Source organism: Winogradskyella sp. ABM4_392 (genome assembly GCF_056160445.1).
This window is the reverse complement of the sequence record NZ_JBSWXE010000002.1, coordinates 116,713-141,547: the sequence shown is the minus strand read 5'-3', so window position 1 is coordinate 141,547 and position 24,835 is coordinate 116,713. Positions and strand designations below refer to the sequence as shown.

Here is a 24,835-nt window from a genome sequence, read left to right as displayed (position 1 = left end):
GAAAAACCTAGAAAAAAGTGTATTTCGTCGGATTTTTTTGCTTTTAAAAGATTTTATTTAGGGTCTAAAACCACAAATGGAATTATCATTTCCTCTAAAGAAACACCACCATGTTGATAGGTGTTTCTGTAATAACTTACGTAGTGATTGTAATTGTTTGGGTAAGCTAAAAACAAATCACCTTTTGCAAAAATAAAGGAGCTGCTCATAGTTAATGCCGGCAAATGAACGGATTTAGGATCTTTAACAGCAAGTACATCTTTGTCTTGGTAAGTAAGGCTACGACCTGTTTTATATCTAAGATTAAGACTGGTATCTCTGTCGCCAATAACTTTAGATGGAGCTTTTACATTAATAGTCCCATGGTCTGTGGTCAAAATTAATTTAAAACCCAACTGTTGTGACAATTGAATCATTTCCAATAGAGGTGAGTTTTTAAACCAACTCTGTGTTAAAGATCTGTATGCTTTATCATTGGAAGCCAATTCTTTTACAACTTCCATTTCGGTTTTAGAGTGGGAAAGCATATCAACAAAATTGTATACAATGACACTTAAATCGTTGTTCTTTAAACTCCTGAAGTTTTCTACTAGTTTCTTACCAGATTTTAAGTTAGTGATTTTATGATATTCGTACTTAATATTGCTTAGACCAAGTCGTTTTAATTGCTCTCTCAAAAAATCATCTTCATGTAGATTTTTACCACCTTCGTCAGTATCGTTTTTCCAGTATTGAGGATAAAGTTTCTCCATATCAGCAGGCATTAAACCAGAGAAAATGGCATTTCTTGCATATTGTGTGGCTGTAGGGAGAATACTATAAAATGATAATTCAGAAGCTTTTTTATAGTAGTTATTTACTATAGGTTCAAAAGCTTTCCATTGATCGTATCGTAAGTTATCTATCACCACCATAATTGTAGGTTGCTTATCGCTTAACTCTGGCACAACCTTTTCTCTAAATAGCGTATGAGACATTACAGGCGCATCAGCATTGGGTTGAAACCAATCTTCATAGTTCTTTTCAATAAACTTTCCGAATTGAAGATTAGCTTCTGTCTTTTGAGATTCAAGAATATCAGTCATGCCAACATCTTCAATGTCTTCGAGTTGCAACTCCCAATAAATCAGTTTTTGATACAAATCAGCCCACTCTTCATAGGTATTAACCATAGATAGATCCATAGCTATTTTTCTAAACTCTTGCTGGTAATTAGATGTAGTTTTTTCAGACACTAAGCGTGAATGATCTAAATTCTTTTTTAAGCTTAATAGAATTTGATTTGGATTAACAGGCTTTATAAGGTAATCGGCTATTTTACTACCAATAGCTTCTTCCATAATATATTCCTCTTCACTTTTTGTAATCATTACTACAGGAAGGTTAGGACGACGCTCTTTAATTTCGTTTAGAGTTTCTAGACCTGTAAGTCCTGGCATATTTTCGTCTAAAAAAACAATATCAAAATTAGTATCATTAATAATCTCTAAAGCTTCTGTACCACTTTGGCAAGTTGTTACCTTATATTGTTTTTGCTCTAAAAAGAGAATATGTGGCTTTAATAAGTCGATTTCGTCGTCTACCCAGAGAATATTTATGTTGTTCATGTATATTTGTTTTCTAATTAATGAATATTCAGTTTGAAGTCTAATAATAAACTCAAAATATTTAACGATCCAATTTACGGATTTATTACGATTCCTAATTCGTTAATTTTTGATCTTATTCAGCATAAATACTTTCAAAGATTACGTCGTATTACACAAATGGGTTTGTCTTATTTGGTTTATCCAGGTGCGCATCATACACGTTTTCATCATGCTTTAGGAAGTATGCATTTAATGCAGAAAGCTATAAATGTGCTTCGTTTTAAGGGAGTTACAATTTCTGAAGCCGAAGAAAACGGATTGCTCATAGCTATTTTATTACACGATATTGGTCATGGTCCATTCTCTCATGCTATGGAGCATAGCATTGTAAACGATATTTCTCACGAGGAAATTTCGCTGCAATTTATGGAAAAACTCAATGAAGAGTTTAACGGAAGTTTAACGTTAGCTATTTCAATTTTTAAAGGTGAATATCCTCGAAAGTTTATGTGTCAGCTTATATCTAGTCAATTAGATATGGATCGAGCAGATTATCTAAAACGAGATAGTTTTTACACAGGAGTTGCCGAAGGAAACATAAATAGTGAGCGATTAATTACGATGCTTAATGTGGTTGATGATGAGCTGGTTGTAGAAGAAAAAGGGATTTATAGTGTAGAAAAGTTTTTAGTAGCAAGACGATTTATGTATTGGCAAGTTTATTTGCACAAAACTGGGATTGTTGCAGAGCAGTTACTCACAAGAATTTTGAAAAGAGCTAAAGAACTAGTTCAACAAGGTGAGGAATTAGGTTGTAGTGAATCATTGAACCACTTTTTAACTTCTGAAGTTACCTTTAAGAGTTTTGACAATAACACTTTGGCAATATTTGCAAAGCTAGATGATTATGATATTGTTGCAGCTATGAAGTTATGGAGAAATCATAGTGATTTTGTCCTTAGTAATTTATGCCAAATGATTCTTGATAGAGATTTATTAAAAATTAAAATAAAGAACAAGCCAGTAAAGATTTCAGACTTGCAAATGCATAACAAAGCATTAATAGATAAATATGGTATTTCAAAAGAAGAAGCAGACTACTTTGTTTTTAGTGGTAAAATAACCAATTTAGCTTATCAGAGTAAAAAACAGCACATTAATATTCAATTAAAGTCAGGTAAAATAAAAGATATTGTAAAAGCTTCTGACCAACTCAACCTAAAAGCACTTAGTAAACCAGTCACCAAATATTATATGTGCTACCCTAAAAAGAAAATGTGATACATTTTTTCTATTTTTGCGGAAACCAACAATCATTTTAAAGTCAATTAATTGAAGTTTACAGCAGAACAAATCGCAGGTATTTTAGAAGGTACAGTCGTTGGTGATCCAAATATTGAAGTTTCTAAACTTGCTAAAATAGAAGAAGGAACAGAAGGATCGTTAACGTTTTTAGCGAACCCAAAATATAAATCCTATATATATACAACAAAATCATCAATAACAATTGTTAATTCTGATTTTGAACCAGAAGAAGCATTGAGTACAACACTTATTAAGGTAGAAGATGCATATGGTGCGTTTACAAAACTCTTAGAATATTATAACCAAATAAAGTTGAATAAATCAGGAATAGAACAACCAAGTTTTATTTCAGATTCAGCTAAGATGGGAGAAGATTTATATGTAGGCGCTTTTACATATATAGGTGATAATGTAAAAATAGGTGATAATGTAAAGATATTTCCTAACTCTTATATAGGAGATAATGTAATAATTGGAGATAATACAATAGTTTTTTCTGGCGGAAAAGTCTATTCAGATTGTGTAATTGGAAATAATTGTGTCATTAACTCTGGTGCAATTATAGGCGCAGATGGATTTGGTTTTGCACCAAACGAAAAGGGTGAATACTCAAAAGTGCCACAAATAGGAAATGTTATACTTGAAGATTTCGTAGATATTGGTGCAGGTACAACCATAGATAGAGCGACTTTAGGTTCTACGATTATCAGAAGAGGTGTAAAGTTAGATAATCAAATACAAATTGCGCATAACGTAGAAATTGGTAAGAATACTGTAATTGCTGCACAAACAGGTGTTGCAGGATCAACCAAGATTGGTGAAAACTGCCAGATAGGTGGGCAAGTAGGTATTGTTGGCCACATTACTATTGGTAACAATGTAAAAATTCAAGCGCAATCTGGTATAGGCAGACATGTTAAGGATAATGAAGTGTTACAAGGATCTCCTGCGTTAACCTATGGCGATTATAACAAGTCTTATGTGTACTTTAAAAACCTACCTAAGATTGTAAAAAATATAAATGAAATTGAAAAGAAAGTAGATGGCAATAATTAAAACAGAAATAAAACAAAAGACCATTGAAAAAGAAGTTAAACTTGAAGGAGTTGGACTTCATACAGGTGCAGATGTAACCTTAGTTTTCAAACCAGGTGCTGAAAATTCTGGTTTTTTATTCGAACGTATTGACCTCGAAGGGAACCCAAAAATTGAGGCAGATGCAAACTACGTAACTAATACACAGCGTGGTACATGTTTAGAAAAAAATGGTGTTACTATTCAAACTTGTGAGCATGTATTAGCAGCTTTAGTTGGTTTAGATATAGATAATGCAGTTATTGAATTAAATGCATCAGAACCACCAATAATGGATGGCTCTTCTAAGTTTTTTGTCGAAGCTTTAGAAAAAGCAGGTATTGTAGAGCAAGAAGCCTTAAGAGAAGAGTATGTGGTAAAAGAAGTGGTTTCTTATGCCGATGAGTCTACCGGAAGCGAGATTATTCTTATGCCTTCAAGCACATATAAAGTAACTACAATGGTAGATTTTGGTACTAAAGTATTAGGTACTCAAAATGCAACCATGAATTCTGTATCAGAATTTAAAGATGAAATTGCAGATGCCAGAACATTTAGTTTCTTACATGAGTTAGAAATGTTGTTAGAGCATGGTTTAATAAAAGGTGGTGACTTAAATAACGCAATTGTTTATGTAGATAAAGAATTATCTGATGAAACTATGAACAAACTGCGTAAAGCCTTTAAGAAAGATAATATAGCGGTAAAACCAAACGGAATCTTAGACAACTTAACTTTGCATCATCCTAATGAAGCTGCTCGTCACAAGCTCCTAGATGTAGTTGGTGATTTAGCTTTAATAGGTACTCGTATCCGAGGGAAAGTAATTGCAAATAAACCAGGACATTTTGTAAATACACAGTTTGCAAAAAAGATGTCTAAGATTATAAAAAACGAAAGACGTAACAACGTACCTCAAATAGATTTGAATTCTGCACCATTAATGGATGTAAATCAAATCATGAATATGTTGCCACATAGGCAACCTTTCTTATTATTAGACAAGGTTTATGAGCTTACAGAAAACCATGTTATTGGTATGAAAAATGTTACTATGAATGAGGAATTCTTCAAAGGGCATTTTCCGGGAGCACCTGTAATGCCTGGTGTACTAATTGTAGAAGCCATGGCACAGACAGGTGGAATTCTAGTACTAAGTACAGTGCCAGATCCAGAAAACTACTTAACGTTTTTCATGAAAATGGACAATGTGAAGTTTAAACAAAAAGTTGTGCCAGGAGACACATTAATCTTTAAGTGCGAACTTATAACGCCAATTAGACGTGGTATTTGCCACATGCAAGGTTATGCCTATACAAACGGCAAACTTTGTGCAGAAGCCGAGTTAATGGCACAAATAACAAAAGTTAAATAATGAACCGAGCGAATATTAATTTTCAAATCGTTCATAATATGTTAATAGGCGAACACATTTTCACCTATTTATCAAAAATAAAATTCCGAAAATGAATCAACCTTTAGCATACGTACATCCTGGAGCAAAAATTGCCAAGAATGTAGTAATAGAACCTTTTACAACAATTCATAATAATGTAAAAATTGGTGAAGGCACATGGATTGGTAGTAACGTTACTATCATGGAAGGGGCAAGAATTGGTAAGAATTGCAATATTTTTCCAGGTGCAGTTATTTCTGCAATTCCACAAGATTTAAAATATAATGATGAAGATACTACTGTAGAAATAGGTGATAATGTTACTATAAGAGAGTGTGTTACCATAAATCGTGGTACTTCAGACAAAATGAAAACTGTTATAGGTAATAATTGTCTCATAATGGCTTATAGTCATATTGCTCACGATTGTATTGTTGGCAATTACTGTATTTTTTCAAATAACACAACACTCGCAGGTCATGTTACTATTGGTGATAATGTAGTGCTAGCAGGTATGGTGGCTGTTCATCAATTTGCTTCAGTTGGAAATCATGCCTTTGTAACAGGTGGTTCTTTAGTAAGAAAAGATGTACCACCATATGTTAAGGCTGCTCGTGAGCCTTTATCTTATGTAGGTATTAATTCTGTTGGATTACGAAGAAGAGGATTTACTACAGAAAAAATAAGAGAAATTCAAGATATTTACAGAATCCTATATCAGAAAAATTACAATAACACACAGGCTTCAGAAATTATTGAAGCCGAAATGGAAGCCACACCAGAGCGTGATGAAATTCTTCAATTCATTAAGAATTCTCACAGAGGTATTATGAAAGGTTACTTTAAATCAAATTAATAAAAGAAATAAAATAATATAATGGCAAGTACATCAGATATTCGCAACGGATTATGCATTAGATATAATCACGATATTTATAAAATTATTGAATTTTTACATGTAAAACCTGGAAAAGGTCCTGCGTTTGTAAGAACTAAGCTTAAAAGTGTTACAACAGGTAAAGTAATAGATAATACCTTTTCGGCAGGTCACAAAATTGACGATGTAAGGGTAGAAACGCACAAGTTTCAATATTTATATAATGATGGTGAGTATTATCATTTTATGAATGAAGCAGACTATTCTCAAATTCAATTAACCGAAGGAGCTTTAGATAGACCGGACTTAATGAAAGAAGGTGAGATTGTAACTATTCAAATTAATTCTGAGGATAACATGCCGTTGTCAGTAGATATGCCAGCAAGTGTTATTTTAGAAGTAACGCATACAGAGCCTGGTGTAAAGGGTAATACAGCCACAAATGCTACAAAGCCTGCAACAGTTGAAACAGGTGCTACAGTTAATGTTCCTTTATTTATTAATGAAGGTGATAAAATTAAGATAGAAACTGAGAAGGGTACGTATAAAGAACGTATTAAAGAATAATTGTCATTCCTGCGTATGCAGGAATCTCATATTCAAAATCAAAGAGTTTGAAATTTCCTAGACAATTTTCATTAAAAGAAATAGCCAACCTAATAGGTGCAGAGTACGTTGGTACTGATGATTTTCCTGTTTTAGGCATGAATGAAATTCATGTTGTTGAACCTGGAGATATCGTTTTTGTAGATCATCCCAAATATTATGATAAAGCATTGCAGTCTGCTGCAACAATTGTCTTAATCAATAAGGAGGTTGAATGTCCAGAAGGTAAAGCGCTTTTAATTTCAGACGATCCGTTTAGAGATTTTAATAAGCTTACACTTCATTTTAAACCATTCAAATCTTCTAATGTATCTATTGCTGAAGATGCAAAAATTGGAGAAGGAACAATTATACAGCCAAACTGTTTTATAGGTCACAATGTAACTATTGGTAATAATTGTGTTATCCACTCTAATGTTAGTATTTATGACGATACAGTTATTGGTGATAATGTTATTATACATGCTAATACTGTTTTGGGTGGAAGCGCATTTTATTACAAAAAGAGACCTGAAGGATTTGATCAGCTAATTTCTGGTGGTAGAGTTGTTATAGAAAATAATGTAGATATAGGTGCTGGATGTACCATAGATAAAGGTGTTACTGGTGATACAACCATAAAAGAAGGTACTAAAATAGATAATCAGGTTCAGATTGGACATGATACTGTGATTGGTAAAAAATGTTTAATTGCATCTCATGTTGGTATTGCAGGCTGTACTGTTGTAGAGGACGAAGTTACTATTTGGGGACAAGTTGGTATTACTAGTGGTGTTACTATTGGTACTAAGGCTGTTATTTCGGCAAAAGCAGGTGTAAGTAAGTCTTTAGAGGGCCATAAAAGCTATTTTGGTATTCCAGCAGATGACTTTAGATCTAAGTATAAGGAGATTGCATCTATTAAAAAAATCCCTGAAATTCTTCAAAAATTAAAAGATTTATAATTCCCAATAGAAAAAATAAAAAGGGTTCGTAAATACGTTTCAAAAGACTTATTTTTGTGCAACTAAAATTATAAAAACTTAAAAAATAACAATATCAAATGAGCGTTTTAGTAAATAAAGATTCTAACATCATTGTTCAAGGTTTTACAGGAAGTGAAGGTACATTTCATGCTGGTCAAATGATTGAGTATGGTACTAATGTAGTTGGAGGTGTTACTCCAGGAAAAGGAGGACAAGAGCACTTGGGAAAACCAGTCTTTAATACAGTTGCAGAAGCTGTTGAAAAAGTAGGAGCCGATACAACTATTATTTTTGTACCACCTGCGTTTGCTGCAGATGCAATTATGGAAGCTGCAGATGCTGGAATAAAAGTTATTATTACGATTACAGAAGGTATTCCTGTTGCTGATATGGTAAAAGCTGCAGATTATATAAAAGATAGAGATTGTAGATTAGTAGGTCCAAACTGTCCAGGTGTTATTACTCCTGGCGAAGCAAAAGTTGGTATTATGCCAGGTTTTGTTTTTAAGTCTGGTAAAGTAGGTATCGTTTCAAAATCAGGTACATTAACGTATGAAGCTGCTGATCAAGTTGTAAAGCAAGGTTTAGGAATTACTACTGCAATTGGTATTGGTGGAGATCCAATCATAGGAACAACCACTAAAGAAGCTGTAGAACTTTTAATTAACGATCCAGATACGGAAGCCGTTGTTATGATTGGTGAGATAGGTGGTCAGTTAGAAGCTGATGCGGCTAATTGGTACAAAGCGAGTGGTAGTAAAAAACCTATTGTTGGATTTATAGCTGGTGAAACTGCGCCTGCAGGTCGTACGATGGGTCACGCTGGCGCTATTGTAGGTGGAAGCGATGATACTGCACAAGCAAAAAAGAAAATTATGAGAGAATGTGGCATTCACGTTGTAGATTCTCCTGCTGAAATAGGAAAGAAAGTAGCTGAAGTTTTAGGCTAAAATCTTTCTCATAAACTGTTAAAAACCTTACAAAATGTTGTGAGGTTTTTTTATTTGATGCAATTTGTAATTAGTATATTTGAAAGACATCAAAATAAACAAACATAACTAAACCAACAATATTTAATATGAAATTATTAGAAGGTAAAACAGCTATTATTACTGGTGCCAGTAGAGGTATTGGCAAAGGTATTGCTGAAATTTTCGCTGATCATGGAGCTAATGTAGCATTCACATACAGTTCTTCTGTTGAAGCTGCTAATGAACTAGAAAAAGAGCTTAACGGTAAAGGCGTAAAAGCAAAAGGTTATCAAAGTAACGCTGCAAGTTTTGGTGAAGCGCAAAAGCTAGCAGAAGATGTTGTGGCGGAATTTGGATCCATAGATATATTGGTAAACAATGCAGGTATTACTAAGGATAATTTGCTTATGCGAATGGGAGAAGAGGACTTTGATAAAGTTATTGAAGTAAATTTAAAGTCTGTATTCAATATGACTAAGGCTGTTCAACGCACAATGCTTAAGCAGCGTAAAGGTTCAATCATTAACATGAGTTCTGTAGTTGGTGTAAAAGGTAACGCAGGACAAACCAATTATGCAGCTTCTAAAGCAGGTATCATTGGTTTTTCTAAGTCTGTAGCATTAGAGTTAGGTTCTAGAAATATTAGAAGTAATGTGATTGCACCAGGATTTATCGAAACCGAAATGACTGCAAAATTAGATGAAGACACTGTTAAAGGCTGGAGAGCTGCAATACCATTAAAACGTGGAGGTACTCCTGAAGATATTGCAAATGCTTGTGTTTTTCTTGCAAGTGACATGAGTGCTTATGTTACTGGTCAAACTTTAAATGTGGATGGAGGAATGTTAACATAATCTTCTTTTAACTCTGAAATGTAAAAATTACCTTATGAAACTATTTTTAACATCCATCTTTTTATTTGTTTTTACTTCCACAGTAATAGCTCAAGATTGGGAAAAATATAAGTCTGAAGAGCTTGCATTTATAGCTGAATTTCCCGGAACACCAGAAAAATCTGTGCAGCAGATTAAAACTGCTGTAGGAGAATTAGATATGCATATGGTTGCTTACTCTACAGTAAACACTAACGACAATGCTTTTTATGGTATTATTAGAAGTGATTACCCAAAGGAGCAATTCTCAGACATGTCTGAAGAAAAAATAAAATCTATATTAGATGGAGCTGTTAATGGTGCCGTAAGTAATGTTAACGGAACATTGGAGTCTGACGAAAAAGTTACTCTCAATGGTTATCCTGGAAGAAAAATTAAGATTAAAGCCACTGGCATGGAAATGTTTATGAATGCTTATTTAGTTGATAACATAATGTATATAGCTCAAGTAATAAGCATGGAAGGCAGTGTAAATACTGAAAATTTAAATAAATTTTTAGATGCATTTGACATTATTAATGTAAAACAGTAAATCGTTGACAGAAAGTAGTGTTATTTATATTATTCTAGCATTTATAACAGCGCTTTTATTAGCGCTGTTTCAATATGTATTTAAGTCAAAGCTTAATACTACACTTAAAACTATTTTAACAGCATTAAGAACAGCTTCAGTTTTTGGTATACTATTGCTACTTATAAATCCAAAATTTGAAACTAATATCTACTATGATCAAAAGCCAACACTTGTAATCGCTGCCGATAATTCAGAATCTATAGCATATTTAGAACAGAATGAGAAGCTACATAAAGTTTTAAAAAAGCTTCAAACTAATCCTGAAATTCAAAAGAGATTTAATATCGAGTCATACAGCTTTAGTAAAACATTGCAGCCTATAGATTCCTTGCACTTTATCAATCAACAATCTAATATTTCTAGTGCCTTAAAGCAAATAGGTGAGGTCTATGCCAATCAAGTAGCACCAATAGTGCTTCTTAGTGATGGTAATCAAACTTATGGCACAGATTATAGTTTTATTTCAAATTTTGTAAAGCAGCCTATTTATCCAGTAATATTAGGCGATTCTACTATATATACAGATTTAAGTATTAAGCAACTCAATGTTAATCGCTATGTATTTTTAAAAAATAGATTTCCTGTAGAAATCATAGCTAATTATAATGGGTCGGAATCTGTAAATACTGAGCTTAAAATTTGGTCTGGAAATTCAGTCGTATTTAGAAAACCTGTACAATTCGATGCGGAAAAAACTTCAGAAATCATTTCAACAACTTTACCTGCAAATTCTGTTGGAGTAAAAACATACAGAGTAGATTTGACACCTCTAACTCAAGAAAAAAACACAGTAAACAATTCTAAAAACTTTGGTGTTGAAGTTATAGATCAAAAAACTAATATAGCTTTAGTTTCTGATATTTTGCATCCAGATTTAGGTGCATTAAAAAAGTCTATTGAAAGTAATGAACAACGAAGTGTTTTGATTTTAAAACCTAGTGAATATCTTGATAAGATTAAAGATTTTCAATTAGTTATACTTTATCAGCCAAATAATAACTTTAACGAGGTTTTAAGTAGTGTTTCAAATGAAAACCTAAATAGTTTTATCATTACTGGCAATACAACAAGCTTTAGTTTACTTAATAATCTACAACAAGCTTTTAAGCAAACAGTAACAAATCAGTCGGAAGATTTTCAGCCAGAATTAAACAGGAATTATAACACATTTATAATAGATAATTTAAGTTTTGAAGGTTATCCACCATTGCAATCAGAATTTGGAACTGTAGAGTTTTCTGTGCCTAACGACGTTATTTTATCAAAATCTGTAAATGGTATAGACACTAATCAACCAATGTTGTCAACTTTTGAAATAGGTAGAACAAAGCACGCTCTATTATCTGGTGAAGGTGTATGGAGATGGAGAGCACAATCTTTTTTAGAGTCTGAAAGTTTCAATGATTTCGATAATTTTATTGGTAAATTAGTACAATATTTAAGTTCTAATAAAAAGAGAAGTCGACTCAATATTGATTATAAATCCTTTTACAATGGTAATGACGATGTTATAATTTCGGCACAATACTTCAATAAAAATTATGAATTTGATAGTTCTGCTGCATTAACAATAGTCTTAAAGAACAAAGATGATGACAGCATTAGAGAAGTACCATTATTGCTAAATAACGGAAACTACAGTGTCGATTTGAGTGGAATATCTGCTGGTTCCTACAATTTTACAATTAAGCATAATACCGAAGCTATTGCAGCTTCTGGTAGCTTTGAAATTTTAGAATATAATGTTGAACAGCAATTTCTAAACGCAGATGCAGAAAAACTTAAAGCTTTAGCTAACAACAGTCAAGGTATAGCTGTGTTTAGTTCAGAAACCGATAAATTAATATCAAGTTTAGTTGAAGATTCAAGATATGCTACCATTCAAAAAAGCACTAAAAATATCGTACCTTTGATAGACTGGAAATATCTACTTGGTTTGATTGCAATTTCGCTATTTATCGAGTGGTTTATTAGAAAATATAATGGATTAATTTAAAAAATTGAAAATGGAAAGATTACCAAAAATTGGATTGCCAATCTTAATAGGAATAGTTTTTTTAATCATTGTTATCGCAAAGTCTGCTGTGACTATCGGTTCTGGTGAAGCAGGAGTATTATACAAAACTTTTGGCGGTGGAGTTGTTACAGATGAACCGCCTCTGGGTGAAGGGTTTCATATAGTTGCACCATGGAATAAAGTTTACATTTATGAGGTAAGACGTCAAGAGATTTTTGAAAAAATGAAAGTTTTGTCTTCTAACGGATTAGATATTCAATTAGATGCTTCAGCTTGGTATAAACCTGATGTAAAAAGCTTAGGTAAATTGCACCAAGAAATTGGTGATGATTATTTACAGCGTATCATTCTGCCAACAATTCGATCTGCTGCGCGTAGTGTAGTTGGTCGTTACACGCCTGAGCAATTATATTCTAGTAAGCGTGATGCAATTCAAAGAGAAATTTTTGAAGAGACTAAGAAGATTGTAGATGATCAATATATTGTTTTAGATGAAATTTTGGTTCGAGATGTAACATTACCTCCAACAATAAAACAGGCTATTGAGCGTAAATTAAAACAAGAACAAGAATCTTTAGAATACGAATTTAGACTTGTTACAGCTCAAAAAGAAGCAGAACGTCAAATTATTGAAGCAGAAGGTAAAGCAGAAGCTAATAAAATTTTAAGTGCTTCGTTAACAGACAAGATCCTTCAAGATAAAGGTATTGAAGCTACTAACAAGCTTGCAGAATCGCCTAATAGTAAGGTGGTTATCATTGGTTCTGGCGATAGCGGAATGCCAATAATATTAGGCAATCAGTAAAAAATTTTTGTTAAACGTTTGGAATTCTAAATTTATTTTTTGAAAATTTGTACAGAACAAAACAAGACATGATTTTTATTCAATTACATCATCATCATTTTCATACTTGCACTCAAGCGAGCTGAAAATGTATTGAATAAAACCAAGATATTTTTAAAACCGTTTGAGTAAATCAAGCGGTTTTTTTATTCCTGTGAAAACAGGAATCTTACCCCAAAAGATTTACTCAAACACTTTTAACTAAAAAAGAAAAATGAGTAAACTAAAAATTGCAATTCAAAAATCAGGACGATTAAACGAGGATTCTATGAAAATCCTTAAAGACGTTGGTATATCTATTGATAATGGTAAAGACCAACTTAAAGCTTCGGCTAAAAACTTTCCATTAGAAGTCTTTTATTTACGTAACGGAGACATTCCGCAGTATTTAAAAGATGGAGTTGTAGACGTCGCTATTATCGGTGAAAATGTCTTGGTAGAAAAAGGGCAAGACATCACTATTGCAGAGAAATTAGGTTTTTCAAGCTGTAAAGTGTCTGTAGCGATTCCAAAAGGAAAAAGCTACAATTCCATTAAAGATTTGGAAGGGAAACGTATTGCGACGTCGTACCCAAACACAGTCTACCAATTCTTAAAAGACAACAATGTTAACGCAAATTTGCACATCATTAATGGTTCTGTTGAAATTGCGCCAAACATTGGATTAGCAGATGCTATTGTGGATATTGTATCTAGCGGAAGTACCTTATTTAAAAACAATCTTAAAGAAGTTGAAGTTATTTTAAAATCGGAAGCTGTTTTAGCAGTTTCACCTCAAATTTCTTCTGAAAACCAAGCGATTTTAAACAAGTTGCAGTTTAGATTACAATCAGTTTTAAAAGCTAGAAACTCACGCTACGTGTTACTTAACGCACCAAATAACAAGGTCGATGACATTATAAATATTTTACCAGGCATGAAAAGTCCAACCGTTTTACCGTTAGCTGAAGAAGGTTGGAGCTCATTACATTCTGTAATCAATAAAAACGATTTCTGGGAAATTATAGACGAATTAAAAGCCAATGGAGCAGAAGGTATATTAGTTTGTCCAATAGAAAATATGGTGCTCTAAATTCCTGCGCAGGCAGGAATCTAATATTTAAAATTAATGTCTGGCTGAGCGCAGTCGAAGCCAAATTAACGAGAAGAAATGAAAACAATAAAATACCCAAATAAAACCACCTGGTCAGAACTTTTAAAGCGACCAACGCAAACTGTTAACGATATAGAAAGTACGGTTAATCAAATTTTTGAAGACGTACAACGTAACGGTGATGCTGCAATTTCAAAATACACAAAGTTATTTGATGGAGCAGACTTACAATCTAATCTTGTAACTGAGGAGGAGATTGAAGACGCATCTTTTAAATTAACATCAGAATTAAAATTTGCGATTAACCAAGCGAAGTCAAACATTGAAACGTTTCACAAAGCACAAAAAACAGAAAAGGTAAGTGTAGAAACCTCTGTTGGAATTACCTGTTGGCAAGAAAAACGTGCCATTCAAAAAGTTGGAATTTATATTCCTGCTGGTACAGCACCTTTATTTTCAACAGTTTTAATGTTGGCAATTCCTGCAAATATCGCTGGTTGTAAAGAAGTTGTGTTATGTTCACCACCAAATAAAGATGGTAAAATTGCTAACGAAATTTTATACGCAGCTCAACTTTGCGGTGTGACTAAAATTATAAAAGTTGGTGGTATTCAAGCGATTGCAGGATTAACATTTGGAACAGAAACGATTCCGCAAGTCTATAAAATCTTTGGTCCAGGAAATCAATTTGTAACCGTAGCAAAACAATTGGCTACAAAATTCGGTGTCGCTATAGATATGCCTGCAGGACCAAGTGAATTGTTGGTTGTGGCAGATGATAGTGCTAATGCAAGTTATGTGGCTTCAGATTTATTAAGTCAAGCAGAACACGGAACTGATAGTCAAGTCATTTTAGTATCAACATCTGAGAATTTTACAAATGAAGTTGAAACTGAAATTAACACGCAAATCAAAGCATTACCAAGACAATACATTGCGCAACAAGCTATCAATAATTCAAAATCTATTTTAGTAAATTCAGATGATGAAGCTTTAGAATTAATTAATGATTATGGTCCAGAACACTTTATTGTTGCAACAAAAAACAACGATTTTTATGTTAATGGCATTCAAAATGCAGGTTCGGTATTTATTGGTAACTATACACCAGAAAGCGCTGGCGATTACGCGTCTGGCACCAATCACACCTTGCCAACCAATGGATTTAGTAAGGCCTATTCTGGCGTAAATTTAGACAGTTTCACAAAAGCGATTACGTTTCAAAACATCTCAAAAGAAGGTTTAAAAAACATAGGAAGCACCATAGAACTAATGGCAGAAGCTGAAGGTTTACAAGCGCATAAAAACGCAGTTTCGATTAGATTAAAAGACCTAATTCCTGCGCAGGCAGGAATCTCAAACTCGAAAAAGCAATAACAATGGGAAAACAAAATTTCAATTTATCAGAGTTTGTAAGACCAAACATCGCAGCCTTAAAACCGTATTCTTCTGCGAGAGATGAGTTTAAAGACGCAACATCAAACCAAATGATTTTCTTAGATGCTAATGAAAATCCGTTTGAAAATGGCGTTAATCGTTATCCAGATCCGCAACAAAAGGATGTAAAATCGATGTTGTCGAACATAAAAAATATTTCTACCGAGAATATCCTGTTAGGTAACGGAAGTGATGAAGTGTTAGACTTGATTTTCAGAGCGTTTTGTGAGCCAAATCAAGATAATATCATCACATTACCGCCAACATACGGTATGTACGACGTATTAGCAAATACTAATGCAGTAGACGTTATAACGGTTGAATTGAATACTGATTTTCAACCAAAAGTTGAAGCTATTTTAAACACTCAAAACGACAACACCAAACTGTTATTTTTATGTTCGCCAAACAATCCAACAGCGAATAGTTTTGAAGCTTCAAAAATTGAAAAATTATTAACTAATTTCAATGGAATTGTAGTAATTGATGAAGCATATATCGATTTTTCAGAAGACGAAAGTTGGATATCAAGATTATCAGATTTCCCAAATTTAATTGTCACACAAACGCTATCTAAAGCTTACGGAATGGCAGGAATCAGACTCGGGATTTGCTATGCTTCTACCGAAATTATTTCAATTTTAAACAAAATAAAACCACCATATAACGTCAATCAATTAACGCAGCAAAAGGCAATACAACGATTAGAAAATCAACAAGACGTTCAAAACGAAATTCAGAAAATAATTTCAGAAAGAAGCTTGTTAATTAAAGCTTTAGAGTCGGTGACTTGGATTGATACTATATATTCAACACAAGCTAATTTTGTGTTAGTAAAGGTAGATAATGCGACTAATCGATACAATCAGTTAGTTGAAAGAGGCATCGTTGTTCGCAACAGAACCAATCAACCACTTTGTGAAAACTGTTTGCGTTTTACGGTTGGCACAAGTGATGAGAATGAGAAATTGATTGCAGTATTAAATATTATATAAACGTCATATCGAGTGATTTCGAAGAATGAGAAATTGTATCGAGATGTTAAAGTTCTCGATACGATTTTCAAAAGAAAATCACTCTAACTGACGAAAACATAGAAAAAAATGAAAAAAGTTTTATTCATAGACCGTGATGGCACATTGATTAAAGAACCAGCAGACGAGCAAATCGATAGTTTTGAGAAATTGGTGTTTTATCCAAAAGTCTTCACGTATTTAAGTAAAATCGCTAAAGAATTAGATTTTGAAATCGTAATGATTACCAATCAAGATGGATTGGGAACAGATGTGTATCCAGAAAATACGTTTTTGCCAGTTCATAATTTTGTGCTTCAATCTTTTGAAAACGAAGGTGTTATTTTTGAAGAACAATTTATAGACAGAACTTTTGCGAAAGACAACGCACCAACACGCAAGCCAAATACAGGTTTGCTAACCAAGTATTTTAGCGAAGATTACGATTTAGAAAATTCGTTTGTGATAGGTGACCGATTAACCGATGTTGAATTAGCTAAAAACCTTGGTTCTAAAGCCATTTTCATCAATGATAATACCAATTTAGGAACCGATGAAATCACGGTAAAACGAGATGCTTTAGACCAGTTTATCGCTTTAGAAAGTAACGATTGGGAAGAAATTTACAAATTCTTAAAAGCTAAAGAACGTACAGGAAGTATCGAACGAAACACCAATGAAACCATGATAAAAATCGATTTAAACCTTGACGGAACAGGACAAAGTAATATTGATACAGGCATTGCATTTTTTGACCATATGTTAGACCAAATTGCACGTCACGGACAATTAGATTTAAACATCAAGGTTGACGGTGATTTAGAAGTAGACGAGCATCACACTATTGAAGACACAGCAATTGCTTTAGGTGATGTATTTGCTACAACTTTAGGAAATAAATTAGGTATAGAACGTTACGGTTTTAGCCTACCAATGGACGATTGTTTTGCGCAAGCTGCAATAGATTTTGGTGGTAGAAACTGGCTGGTTTGGCAAGCTGATTTTAAACGCGAAATGATTGGTAAAATGCCAACCGAAATGTTTTTTCACTTCTTTAAATCCTTTACAGATGGTGCAAAATGTAACCTAAACATCAAAGCTGAAGGCACAAACGAGCATCACAAAATTGAAGCAATTTTTAAAGCATTTGCAAAAGCAATAAAAATGGCTGTAAAACGAGACGTTGAAAAAATGATTTTACCAAGTACAAAAGGAATGTTGTAATTAGCTTTTAGTCTTTAGCGGTTAGCTAAAAACTAAAAACCAAAAGCCAAAAGCTTAAAAATGAAAATAGTCATCATAAATTACGGTGCAGGAAACATCAAAAGCATTCAATTTGCTTTTAAACGCTTAGGTTTTGAAGCGTTGTTAACTAATAATCCTGAAGAAATTAAAGCAGCAGACAAAGTGATTTTTCCTGGTGTAGGCGAGGCGAGTAGTGCAATGAAAAAGCTAAAAGAATCAGGTTTGAACTCGTTGATTCCGAAGTTAAAACAACCTGTTTTAGGGATTTGTTTAGGTATGCAATTAATGTGTAAATCTACAGAAGAAGGACATACAAAAGGCTTAGGTATTTTTGATGTAGATGTAAAACGATTTTCAAACACGGTAAAAGTGCCACAAATGGGTTGGAATACGATTAATAATCTTCAAACAGATTTGTTTAAAGAAATAAAAGACAATGAGTTTATGTATCTCGTGCATAGTTTTTATGCAGAACAATGCCAAGAAGCAATTGCAACAACAACTTATGATGTAGAATACGCTTCAGCATTACAAAAAGATAATTTTTACGGTGTTCAATTTCACCCAGAAAAAAGTGGAAAAGAAGGAGAAAAAATTCTTAAGAATTTTTTAGAACTAAATACTAATAACTAAAAACTAACAACAATTTTGAGAATAATACCAGCAATAGATATAATAGAAGGAAAGTGCGTAAGATTAACTAAAGGTGATTATAGCACTACAAAAATATACAATGAAAATCCGTTAGAAGTTGCCAAGCAATTTGAAGATGCAGGCATAGAATACTTGCATATGGTAGATTTGGATGGCGCTAAAGCAGATCACGTAGTCAATTACAAAGTGTTAGAAAAGGTGGCGACAAAAACCAATTTAAAAATTGATTTTGGTGGCGGACTTAAATCGGATGACGATGTATTTACTGCTTTTAACTCTGGAGCAAGACAAATCACTGGTGGAAGTATAGCCGTAAAAAACACAGACACTTTTTTACGATGGATTAATAAATATGGAACCCAAAAAATTATTCTTGGTGCCGATTGTAAAAACGAAAAAATCGCTATTTCTGGTTGGTTAGAAGAAAGTAGCTTAGAAGTTGTACCATTTATTCAGGAGTATCAAAAAAATGGTATTCAGTATGTAGTATGTACAGATATTTCTAAAGACGGAATGCTTCAAGGACCATCAGTAGATTTGTATAAAAAAATAATCAACGAATGTACCAATGGTAGCGCAGATCAATCTGTAAAACTTATCGCTTCTGGTGGAGTAACAACTATTAAAGATGTTGAAGTTTTAGCAGACATAGGTTGCGACGGAATAATAATCGGTAAATCCATTTACGAAAACAGAATAAGCTTAAAAGAATTAGAACGCTTTTTATAATATAAATAATTAGCCTTTAGCTTTTTGCTTTTAGCAACAAGCTAGAAGCAAAAAGCAAATAGCCAAAAGCCAAAAGCCAAAAAAATGCTAACAAAACGAATCATACCTTGTCTAGATATTAAAAACGGTCGAACCGTTAAAGGCGTTAATTTTGTTAATTTAAGGGACGCAGGCGATCCTGTAGAATTAGCAAAACAGTATGCTGAAAAAGGCGCAGACGAATTGGTGTTTTTAGATATTTCTGCAACTTTAGAAGGTAGAAAAACAATGATTGAAATGGTGCTAAAAGTCGCCGAACAAGTTAATATTCCATTTACTGTTGGTGGCGGAATTTCAAGTATTGAAGATGTTGATGATCTATTGCACTGTGGCGCAGATAAAGTATCCATCAATTCATCGGCAGTAAAACGACCAGAATTGGTAAACGAATTGTCAAGTAAATTTGGTAGTCAATGTGTTGTGGTTGCTATAGATGCCAAACAAGTTAATGGACAATGGAAAGTATATTTAGCAGGTGGAAGTATTCCAACCGAATTAGATTTATTTGATTGGGCAAAAGAAGTTGAAACAAGAGGCGCAGGCGAAATCCTGTTTACTTCTATGAATAACGACGGAACAAAAAACGGATTTGCAAACGAAGCTTTAGCTAAACTGTCAGACACTGTAAATATTCCGATAATTGCTTCTGGTGGTGCAGGAACTATTCAGCATTTTACAGATACATTTAAAGAAGGAAAAGCAGATGCAGCTTTGGCTGCCAGTGTATTTCATTTTGGTGAAATAGAAATAAAAAATTTAAAAGAAGAATTAAGAGGAAATAATATATCAGTTAGATTATGAAAAAACTATTTCTAGATGATGTCAGAACTATTGAAATGGTTTATGACAAATCAGAAGAACAGAAGTTTCACATTGTAAGAACTTATGATGCCTTCATAAACTATATTACCCAAAATGGTTTGCCCGAATTTATAAGCTTTGACAATGATTTGGGATTGGATATAAATGGAAATGTTGCACCAGATGGTTATGCTGCTGCGAAATGGTTGGTTTATGATTCAGGACTCGATTTAAGTAGTTTGAATTATAAAGTTCATTCAGCTAATCCTGTAGCAGCTGAACAAATTAGAGGATTACTTGATAATTATATAAAATTTTTGAATAAAAAATGAATATAGATTTTAACAAAAATAACGACGGATTAGTACCAGCAATAGTTCAAGATGCAACAACTAAAAATGTATTGATGCTTGGTTATATGAATGAAGAAGCGCTAAAAAAAACACGAGACACTAAGTTGGTGACCTTTTTTAGTCGTACCAAAAACCGACTTTGGACCAAAGGAGAGGAAAGCGGTAACGTTTTAAACTTAGTAGATATTAAATTAGATTGTGATAACGATACGTTATTAATCACAGTAAATCCAAAAGGACCAACATGCCACAAAGGAAGTGATACGTGTTGGAATGAATCTAATACCGAATCTTACGGATTTTTAACCCAATTAGAAAACACCATACAAAGTAGAGTAGAAGCTGGTGACAAAGAAAAATCCTATGTAGCTTCATTATTTGCAAAAGGAATTAATAAAGTGGCTCAAAAGGTTGGTGAAGAAGCAGTTGAAGTTGTTATTGAAGCTAAGGACAATAACGACGATTTATTTTTAAATGAAAGTGCCGATTTATTATTTCACTATTTGATGTTACTGCAAGCTAAAGGGTTTAAGTTTGAAGATGTTGTTTCTATTCTTAAGGAAAGGCATAATTGATAATTTTTATCGATTAAATGTAAATTTTTACGATAAAATGTTGTTTTTTATTGAAAATGTGTATATTGCACATCTAAATCTTAACCCAAATCTCAATGAAAAACTTTACGTTTAGTGCTTTAACTGCATTCTTTTTTTTATTCACTTATTCTGCTTTAGCACAACAATGTGCTTTTGATAATCAAAGGGAAGCATTATTGCAAAATCCAAATTATGTTCAGCAAGAGCAACTAGCTGAGCAAAAGATTCAGAATTTTATTTCAGATAGTGAACTGGCTCAACGAAATGGTACTGTATATACAATTCCTGTTGTTGTACATGTATTACATTTAGGAGAAGCAGAAGGGACAGGTTCGAATATTTCAGATGCTCAAATTCAAAGTAGTATAGATAATCTTAATGATTTTTACAGAGGTCTGACTCCTGGTAGTTCAGTTGATTTTGAAATTGAATTTGCATTAGCACAAAGAGATCCTAATTGTGCTGCTACAAATGGCATAAATAGAATAGATGCTTCTGGTTTGGCAGGTTATTCACAATATGGTGTAAATGTTTTAAACTCTGATGGTGCTGACTATAGTGATATTGCTTCCTTAATCAGTTGGCCACAAACAGACTACCTTAACATTTGGATTGTTACTGAATTAGATGGTAATAACGGTGGTTTTGGTTTTCAAGGATACGCTTATTTCTATAATGAAACATTTAGTACTCACGGTTCAGTAATGATGTCTACTGTTTTTGGTTATGATCCAGGAAACACTAATGGTTGGGGATTAAATTCAAACGGTGATAATAGCACTGTAGTTCATGAAATAGGGCATTATTTTCATTTATACCATACATTTCAAGGCGATGACACCAATAATGATGGTGTTGCAGATGCATGTCCTGCAGATGTAGCAGTTGGTACAGATAGTGATGGTTGTGCAGATACAGTGCCACATCAAAGAGAGACAAGTACTTGTCCTGCAAATAATACATGTACTGGTAATCCATGGGTAGATAATAATACGATTAACAATGTTATGAGTTACTATTTTTGTACTGATAGGTTAACTGAGGATCAGAAAACAAGAGCAAGAGCAGCCATGACAGGAACTAGAATTGTAGACTCTAAAGGTGAGGAAGCACCAGAATCTGGATTTATGGCACCAACTGCTGTATGTTCACCAAATTCACCTGCTGGTACTAATTTAGCAGGGATATTGAGTGTTGAATTAAATTCTACGACATTAATTTCATCCACAACAGATAACGATGGCGGAAACTTAGATAGAAGCGTTAATTGTAGTGGTCTTTTTAATATTGATACAGATAATCCATATACTATGAATGTTGAAATTGCAGCAGGTAATTTTCATCAATTAGGTGTTTGGATAGATTGGAATAATGATGGTGATTTTGATGATGATGCTGAAGATCAGCATTATTCAGAAGACATTGCAGGAAGCTCAATAGTTCCTGTGGCATTAACTTACCCTACAACTATACCTTATGATAGCTATGTAAGAGTTAGATTAATGACAGATGTTGATAATAGATACGGAGGTGTAAATACTATAAATTCACCTTGCTACACGTCATTAGCTTATGGTCAGTCGGAAGATTATGTACTTTACATAGAGCCAGGTACATTATCGATTGAAGATATTGAAACTAATGAGTTGATAATCTATTCTGATAATTCCAACGATGAGCTAATCGTAAAAGGACAATTACTTGAGGCATCGACAGTAAACTTATACGATATACATGGAAGATTGGTTAAAAGTGAAGTTCTGAACATGGCATCAACTAAAAACACCATCAACGTAAGTAGCTTAAGTAGTGGAGTTTATATTGTGAAAGTTTCAAACAATTCACAAATAAAAGTAAAGAAAGTTGTTTTAGATTAATAAATAGTTAGTTAGTAATTCTTAAAAGGTTATCATGTTTTTTTACTTGGTAGCCTTTTTTGTTTGTTTTAAATTTTTGCATTCTTCTGCAAAATAACGTTCTTGCAAAAATGTTTGATAAGCGTTATTACTATCTTATAAAAATTCAATATTTAGGGTATCGATTTCATGGTTGGCAAAAGCAACCAGATGTAAAAACTTTGCATCTTATGATAGATAGAACCTTAAAGTTTATTTTGGGAGATACAAGGTTTAAAACTCTTGGTGCTGGTAGAACAGACGCTATGGTTTCTGCTAATGAAGCTGCATTAGAGTTATTTATTTATAATAATCCAATCACCGATTTTACTGAATTCTTAGCACTATTTAATCATAATTTACCACAAGATATAAGAGCATTATCAATAAATGAAGTAGACAAAGATTTCAATATTATTCAAGATTCTAAGATTAAAGAATACCACTACGTATTTTCTCATGGACAAAAAAACCATCCTTTTTGTGCACCTATATTAACAACTATTTTAGAACCTCTTAACATTGCATTAATGAAAGAGGGCGCAAAGCTATTTCAAGGTTCTTACAACTTTAAGACGTATTGTTACAAGGCTACAGACAAAGGAGAATATCATCGAACAATAGAATATTGTGAAATTATAGATAACGATATTTATAAAGCTAATTTTTTTCCACAAGAGTCTTATGTTTTTAAAATAAGAGGAAAAGGTTTTATGCGAAACCAAATTCGTTTGATGATGGGTTGCCTTATAAAATTAGGTAGAGAAGAAGTAACTTTAGATTACATAAAAGAATCCTTAAAAGAGGACAGCAAAGAAGTTATGGATTATATAGCACCTGCTTCTGGACTAATACTACACAAATTAGATTTTGAATAAAAAAAGGAACTAACAAAAGTTAATTCCTTTTAGAGTTTGGTTGGTTAATATATTAGCTAATCCAGCCTTTAGTAATTGCATTTTTTGCGTACCATATTAAGAAAAGGCAAACTATTATTACCAAAATAGGCATCACTATAGCTGCACCATCCATTTCTACGTTCATAAATAAGTAAACGTGTTGAACAATAGCACCTATTGCAGATAATACAAATAAAATATAAGCCCATTTTTTTCTTAGCAATAATGCTAAACATCCAAGAGCACCACAAAAGACAGCTATAGCGAAAGCTGCTGTGTACCAAGCAGGATATTCTACTAAAAACTCTGCTTGCTGTTCTTCTGGTAATGCTGCAATCATTTCATCTGTTGCAAATGCACGACCAAGATAAGCCATAACACCAAGGCCATTCCAGATAAGTGCAATAACACTTATTACCCAAAAAGTAATAGGTGGTTTGTTAATTGAAGTTGTCATAATAAATTGATTTAATTAGTTAGTTTTTTTAACAGTAATAACCTGCTATTTAATTAACAATTTATAAAAAAAATTATAGACTATGATTTTTGGCTCTGGTTTATAGGTAATAAAAAAGGGTGAAATTTATATTTTCACCCTTTTCGTAATTTGTATATTTTGTTATTCTACAACATGTAATTTTGGTTCTTTCTCAACAAATTTTCCATTTACGGATTCACCTAATATAAGTACTTCTTTAGAACGTTCGTACATTTTTATTGCTCGGTGCATTTGTAATTTGGTGCCACTATATAGCTTAACACCCGATTTAGAACCTTTGTTTCTGATTTCAATATAGAAACCATCTTTAAGCTTTGTTGGTCTTGTTGCTGGTCTACCCATAAAATTAGTGTGTGTTTTTAAAAGTACCGCATAATACTGAAAATTATATCAACTCACAAGTTTATTTTTAACAATTCTAATTTAAGATATCAACACGTTAAATTCTATTAACATTTAAAGGTTTCTTTA

At 33.0% G+C, this 24,835-nt stretch carries 25 protein-coding genes; 22 read left to right on the top strand and 3 right to left on the bottom strand.

Translation table 11 applies throughout. The features are described 5' to 3' along the window. Nucleotides 1-53: 53 nt before the first annotated feature. Nucleotides 54-1,607: a T9SS response regulator signal transducer PorX gene (porX, locus tag ACXAFS_RS06770; RefSeq protein ID WP_475306047.1), complete on the bottom strand. Its 1,554-nt coding sequence runs from the start codon at nucleotides 1,605-1,607 to the stop codon at nucleotides 54-56. A gap of 33 nt (nucleotides 1,608-1,640) precedes the next feature. Here porX and ACXAFS_RS06765 point away from each other — a divergent pair, with 33 nt between their 5' ends. From ACXAFS_RS06765 to ACXAFS_RS06660, 22 genes are all read left to right on the top strand, one after another. Next, on the top strand, nucleotides 1,641-2,870 hold the full coding sequence (locus ACXAFS_RS06765; RefSeq protein WP_475306046.1) for an HD domain-containing protein: 1,230 nt from the start codon (nucleotides 1,641-1,643) through the stop codon (nucleotides 2,868-2,870). 51 nt (nucleotides 2,871-2,921) lie between these two features. Further along, nucleotides 2,922-3,950: a UDP-3-O-(3-hydroxymyristoyl)glucosamine N-acyltransferase gene (lpxD, locus tag ACXAFS_RS06760; protein ID WP_475306045.1), complete on the top strand. Its 1,029-nt coding sequence runs from the start codon at nucleotides 2,922-2,924 to the stop codon at nucleotides 3,948-3,950. Continuing rightward, entirely contained in the window at nucleotides 3,937-5,343 is a 1,407-nt protein-coding gene (locus ACXAFS_RS06755; protein WP_475306044.1) for a bifunctional UDP-3-O-[3-hydroxymyristoyl] N-acetylglucosamine deacetylase/3-hydroxyacyl-ACP dehydratase, read from the top strand. The genes lpxD and ACXAFS_RS06755 overlap by 14 nt, the downstream gene beginning before the upstream one ends. 91 nt (nucleotides 5,344-5,434) lie before the next feature. Then, the gene (gene lpxA, locus ACXAFS_RS06750; protein ID WP_138434034.1) at nucleotides 5,435-6,220 is read left to right on the top strand and encodes an acyl-ACP--UDP-N-acetylglucosamine O-acyltransferase; all 786 of its coding nucleotides are present in this window, start codon (nucleotides 5,435-5,437) and stop codon (nucleotides 6,218-6,220) included. A 21-nt stretch (nucleotides 6,221-6,241) separates the two neighbouring features. Then, on the top strand, nucleotides 6,242-6,808 hold the full coding sequence (gene efp / locus ACXAFS_RS06745) for an elongation factor P (protein ID WP_475306043.1): 567 nt from the start codon (nucleotides 6,242-6,244) through the stop codon (nucleotides 6,806-6,808). Nucleotides 6,809-6,855: 47 nt separating this feature from the next. After that, nucleotides 6,856-7,791, top strand: a complete 936-nt coding sequence (locus ACXAFS_RS06740) for a UDP-3-O-(3-hydroxymyristoyl)glucosamine N-acyltransferase (protein ID WP_475306042.1) — start codon at nucleotides 6,856-6,858, stop codon at nucleotides 7,789-7,791. Between the two features lie 98 nt (nucleotides 7,792-7,889). Then, nucleotides 7,890-8,762 carry a succinate--CoA ligase subunit alpha gene (gene sucD, locus ACXAFS_RS06735; protein WP_475306041.1) on the top strand — a complete coding sequence of 291 codons (873 nt, stop codon included), beginning with the start codon at nucleotides 7,890-7,892 and terminating at the stop codon, nucleotides 8,760-8,762. 128 nt (nucleotides 8,763-8,890) lie between these two features. Then, nucleotides 8,891-9,637, top strand: coding sequence for a 3-oxoacyl-[acyl-carrier-protein] reductase (gene fabG, locus ACXAFS_RS06730; RefSeq protein WP_475306040.1), 747 nt, complete (start codon nucleotides 8,891-8,893; stop codon nucleotides 9,635-9,637). 34 nt (nucleotides 9,638-9,671) lie between these two features. Then, nucleotides 9,672-10,208, top strand: a complete 537-nt coding sequence (locus tag ACXAFS_RS06725) for a hypothetical protein (RefSeq protein WP_475306039.1) — start codon at nucleotides 9,672-9,674, stop codon at nucleotides 10,206-10,208. Between the two features lie 4 nt (nucleotides 10,209-10,212). Continuing rightward, on the top strand, nucleotides 10,213-12,246 hold the full coding sequence (locus ACXAFS_RS06720) for a VWA domain-containing protein (RefSeq protein ID WP_475306038.1): 2,034 nt from the start codon (nucleotides 10,213-10,215) through the stop codon (nucleotides 12,244-12,246). A gap of 10 nt (nucleotides 12,247-12,256) precedes the next feature. Then, a complete protein-coding gene (locus ACXAFS_RS06715) occupies nucleotides 12,257-13,072 on the top strand; it encodes a prohibitin family protein (RefSeq protein WP_475306037.1) in 816 nt (271 codons plus the stop codon). A 253-nt stretch (nucleotides 13,073-13,325) separates the two neighbouring features. Next, nucleotides 13,326-14,183, top strand: a complete 858-nt coding sequence (gene hisG, locus ACXAFS_RS06710) for an ATP phosphoribosyltransferase (RefSeq protein ID WP_475306036.1) — start codon at nucleotides 13,326-13,328, stop codon at nucleotides 14,181-14,183. 78 nt (nucleotides 14,184-14,261) lie between these two features. Beyond that, nucleotides 14,262-15,581, top strand: a complete 1,320-nt coding sequence (gene hisD / locus ACXAFS_RS06705) for a histidinol dehydrogenase (protein ID WP_475306035.1) — start codon at nucleotides 14,262-14,264, stop codon at nucleotides 15,579-15,581. Between the two features lie 2 nt (nucleotides 15,582-15,583). After that, nucleotides 15,584-16,636, top strand: a complete 1,053-nt coding sequence (gene hisC / locus ACXAFS_RS06700) for a histidinol-phosphate transaminase (protein ID WP_475306034.1) — start codon at nucleotides 15,584-15,586, stop codon at nucleotides 16,634-16,636. A 108-nt stretch (nucleotides 16,637-16,744) separates the two neighbouring features. Further along, a complete protein-coding gene (hisB, locus tag ACXAFS_RS06695; RefSeq protein ID WP_475306033.1) occupies nucleotides 16,745-17,878 on the top strand; it encodes a bifunctional histidinol-phosphatase/imidazoleglycerol-phosphate dehydratase HisB in 1,134 nt (377 codons plus the stop codon). A gap of 60 nt (nucleotides 17,879-17,938) precedes the next feature. Continuing rightward, nucleotides 17,939-18,532, top strand: coding sequence for an imidazole glycerol phosphate synthase subunit HisH (hisH, locus tag ACXAFS_RS06690; RefSeq protein WP_475306032.1), 594 nt, complete (start codon nucleotides 17,939-17,941; stop codon nucleotides 18,530-18,532). Between the two features lie 15 nt (nucleotides 18,533-18,547). Continuing rightward, complete coding sequence (gene hisA / locus ACXAFS_RS06685) at nucleotides 18,548-19,282, top strand: 1-(5-phosphoribosyl)-5-[(5-phosphoribosylamino)methylideneamino]imidazole-4-carboxamide isomerase (protein ID WP_475306031.1); 735 nt, start codon at nucleotides 18,548-18,550, stop codon at nucleotides 19,280-19,282. A gap of 84 nt (nucleotides 19,283-19,366) precedes the next feature. Further along, nucleotides 19,367-20,122: an imidazole glycerol phosphate synthase subunit HisF gene (gene hisF, locus ACXAFS_RS06680; RefSeq protein ID WP_475306030.1), complete on the top strand. Its 756-nt coding sequence runs from the start codon at nucleotides 19,367-19,369 to the stop codon at nucleotides 20,120-20,122. Next, on the top strand, nucleotides 20,119-20,454 hold the full coding sequence (locus ACXAFS_RS06675) for a cyclic-phosphate processing receiver domain-containing protein (protein ID WP_475306029.1): 336 nt from the start codon (nucleotides 20,119-20,121) through the stop codon (nucleotides 20,452-20,454). Before hisF ends, ACXAFS_RS06675 begins: the two co-directional genes overlap by 4 nt. Then, the gene (hisIE, locus tag ACXAFS_RS06670) at nucleotides 20,451-21,050 is read left to right on the top strand and encodes a bifunctional phosphoribosyl-AMP cyclohydrolase/phosphoribosyl-ATP diphosphatase HisIE (RefSeq protein ID WP_475306028.1); all 600 of its coding nucleotides are present in this window, start codon (nucleotides 20,451-20,453) and stop codon (nucleotides 21,048-21,050) included. Before ACXAFS_RS06675 ends, hisIE begins: the two co-directional genes overlap by 4 nt. Nucleotides 21,051-21,145: 95 nt before the next feature. Continuing rightward, nucleotides 21,146-22,948 carry a zinc-dependent metalloprotease gene (locus tag ACXAFS_RS06665; RefSeq protein WP_475306027.1) on the top strand — a complete coding sequence of 601 codons (1,803 nt, stop codon included), beginning with the start codon at nucleotides 21,146-21,148 and terminating at the stop codon, nucleotides 22,946-22,948. 110 nt (nucleotides 22,949-23,058) lie between these two features. Next, nucleotides 23,059-23,844 (top strand): tRNA pseudouridine synthase A, encoded by a 786-nt coding sequence (locus tag ACXAFS_RS06660; protein WP_475306026.1) that lies wholly within the window; start codon nucleotides 23,059-23,061, stop codon nucleotides 23,842-23,844. A gap of 52 nt (nucleotides 23,845-23,896) precedes the next feature. Here ACXAFS_RS06660 and ACXAFS_RS06655 read toward each other — a convergent pair whose 3' ends face one another. Then, nucleotides 23,897-24,322, bottom strand: coding sequence for a hypothetical protein (locus ACXAFS_RS06655; protein ID WP_475306025.1), 426 nt, complete (start codon nucleotides 24,320-24,322; stop codon nucleotides 23,897-23,899). A 162-nt stretch (nucleotides 24,323-24,484) separates the two neighbouring features. Continuing rightward, nucleotides 24,485-24,706, bottom strand: coding sequence for a hypothetical protein (locus ACXAFS_RS06650; protein WP_138434016.1), 222 nt, complete (start codon nucleotides 24,704-24,706; stop codon nucleotides 24,485-24,487). Nucleotides 24,707-24,835 lie beyond the last annotated feature (129 nt).

Coding starts and splice junctions, on each gene's coding strand:
- fabG (WP_475306040.1), top strand. CDS start 8,891: ATGAAATTATTAGAAGGTAAAACAGCTATTATTACTGGTGCCAGTAGA.
- ACXAFS_RS06660 (WP_475306026.1), top strand. CDS start 23,059: ATGTTTGATAAGCGTTATTACTATCTTATAAAAATTCAATATTTAGGG.
- porX (WP_475306047.1), bottom strand. CDS start 1,607: ATGAACAACATAAATATTCTCTGGGTAGACGACGAAATCGACTTATTA.
- lpxA (WP_138434034.1), top strand. CDS start 5,435: ATGAATCAACCTTTAGCATACGTACATCCTGGAGCAAAAATTGCCAAG.
- ACXAFS_RS06655 (WP_475306025.1), bottom strand. CDS start 24,322: ATGACAACTTCAATTAACAAACCACCTATTACTTTTTGGGTAATAAGT.
- efp (WP_475306043.1), top strand. CDS start 6,242: ATGGCAAGTACATCAGATATTCGCAACGGATTATGCATTAGATATAAT.
- ACXAFS_RS06755 (WP_475306044.1), top strand. CDS start 3,937: ATGGCAATAATTAAAACAGAAATAAAACAAAAGACCATTGAAAAAGAA.
- ACXAFS_RS06725 (WP_475306039.1), top strand. CDS start 9,672: ATGAAACTATTTTTAACATCCATCTTTTTATTTGTTTTTACTTCCACA.
- hisG (WP_475306036.1), top strand. CDS start 13,326: ATGAGTAAACTAAAAATTGCAATTCAAAAATCAGGACGATTAAACGAG.
- hisF (WP_475306030.1), top strand. CDS start 19,367: ATGCTAACAAAACGAATCATACCTTGTCTAGATATTAAAAACGGTCGA.
- sucD (WP_475306041.1), top strand. CDS start 7,890: ATGAGCGTTTTAGTAAATAAAGATTCTAACATCATTGTTCAAGGTTTT.
- hisC (WP_475306034.1), top strand. CDS start 15,584: ATGGGAAAACAAAATTTCAATTTATCAGAGTTTGTAAGACCAAACATC.
- ACXAFS_RS06715 (WP_475306037.1), top strand. CDS start 12,257: ATGGAAAGATTACCAAAAATTGGATTGCCAATCTTAATAGGAATAGTT.
- ACXAFS_RS06675 (WP_475306029.1), top strand. CDS start 20,119: ATGAAAAAACTATTTCTAGATGATGTCAGAACTATTGAAATGGTTTAT.
- ACXAFS_RS06665 (WP_475306027.1), top strand. CDS start 21,146: ATGAAAAACTTTACGTTTAGTGCTTTAACTGCATTCTTTTTTTTATTC.
- hisH (WP_475306032.1), top strand. CDS start 17,939: ATGAAAATAGTCATCATAAATTACGGTGCAGGAAACATCAAAAGCATT.
- hisB (WP_475306033.1), top strand. CDS start 16,745: ATGAAAAAAGTTTTATTCATAGACCGTGATGGCACATTGATTAAAGAA.
- hisIE (WP_475306028.1), top strand. CDS start 20,451: ATGAATATAGATTTTAACAAAAATAACGACGGATTAGTACCAGCAATA.
- hisD (WP_475306035.1), top strand. CDS start 14,262: ATGAAAACAATAAAATACCCAAATAAAACCACCTGGTCAGAACTTTTA.
- ACXAFS_RS06650 (WP_138434016.1), bottom strand. CDS start 24,706: ATGGGTAGACCAGCAACAAGACCAACAAAGCTTAAAGATGGTTTCTAT.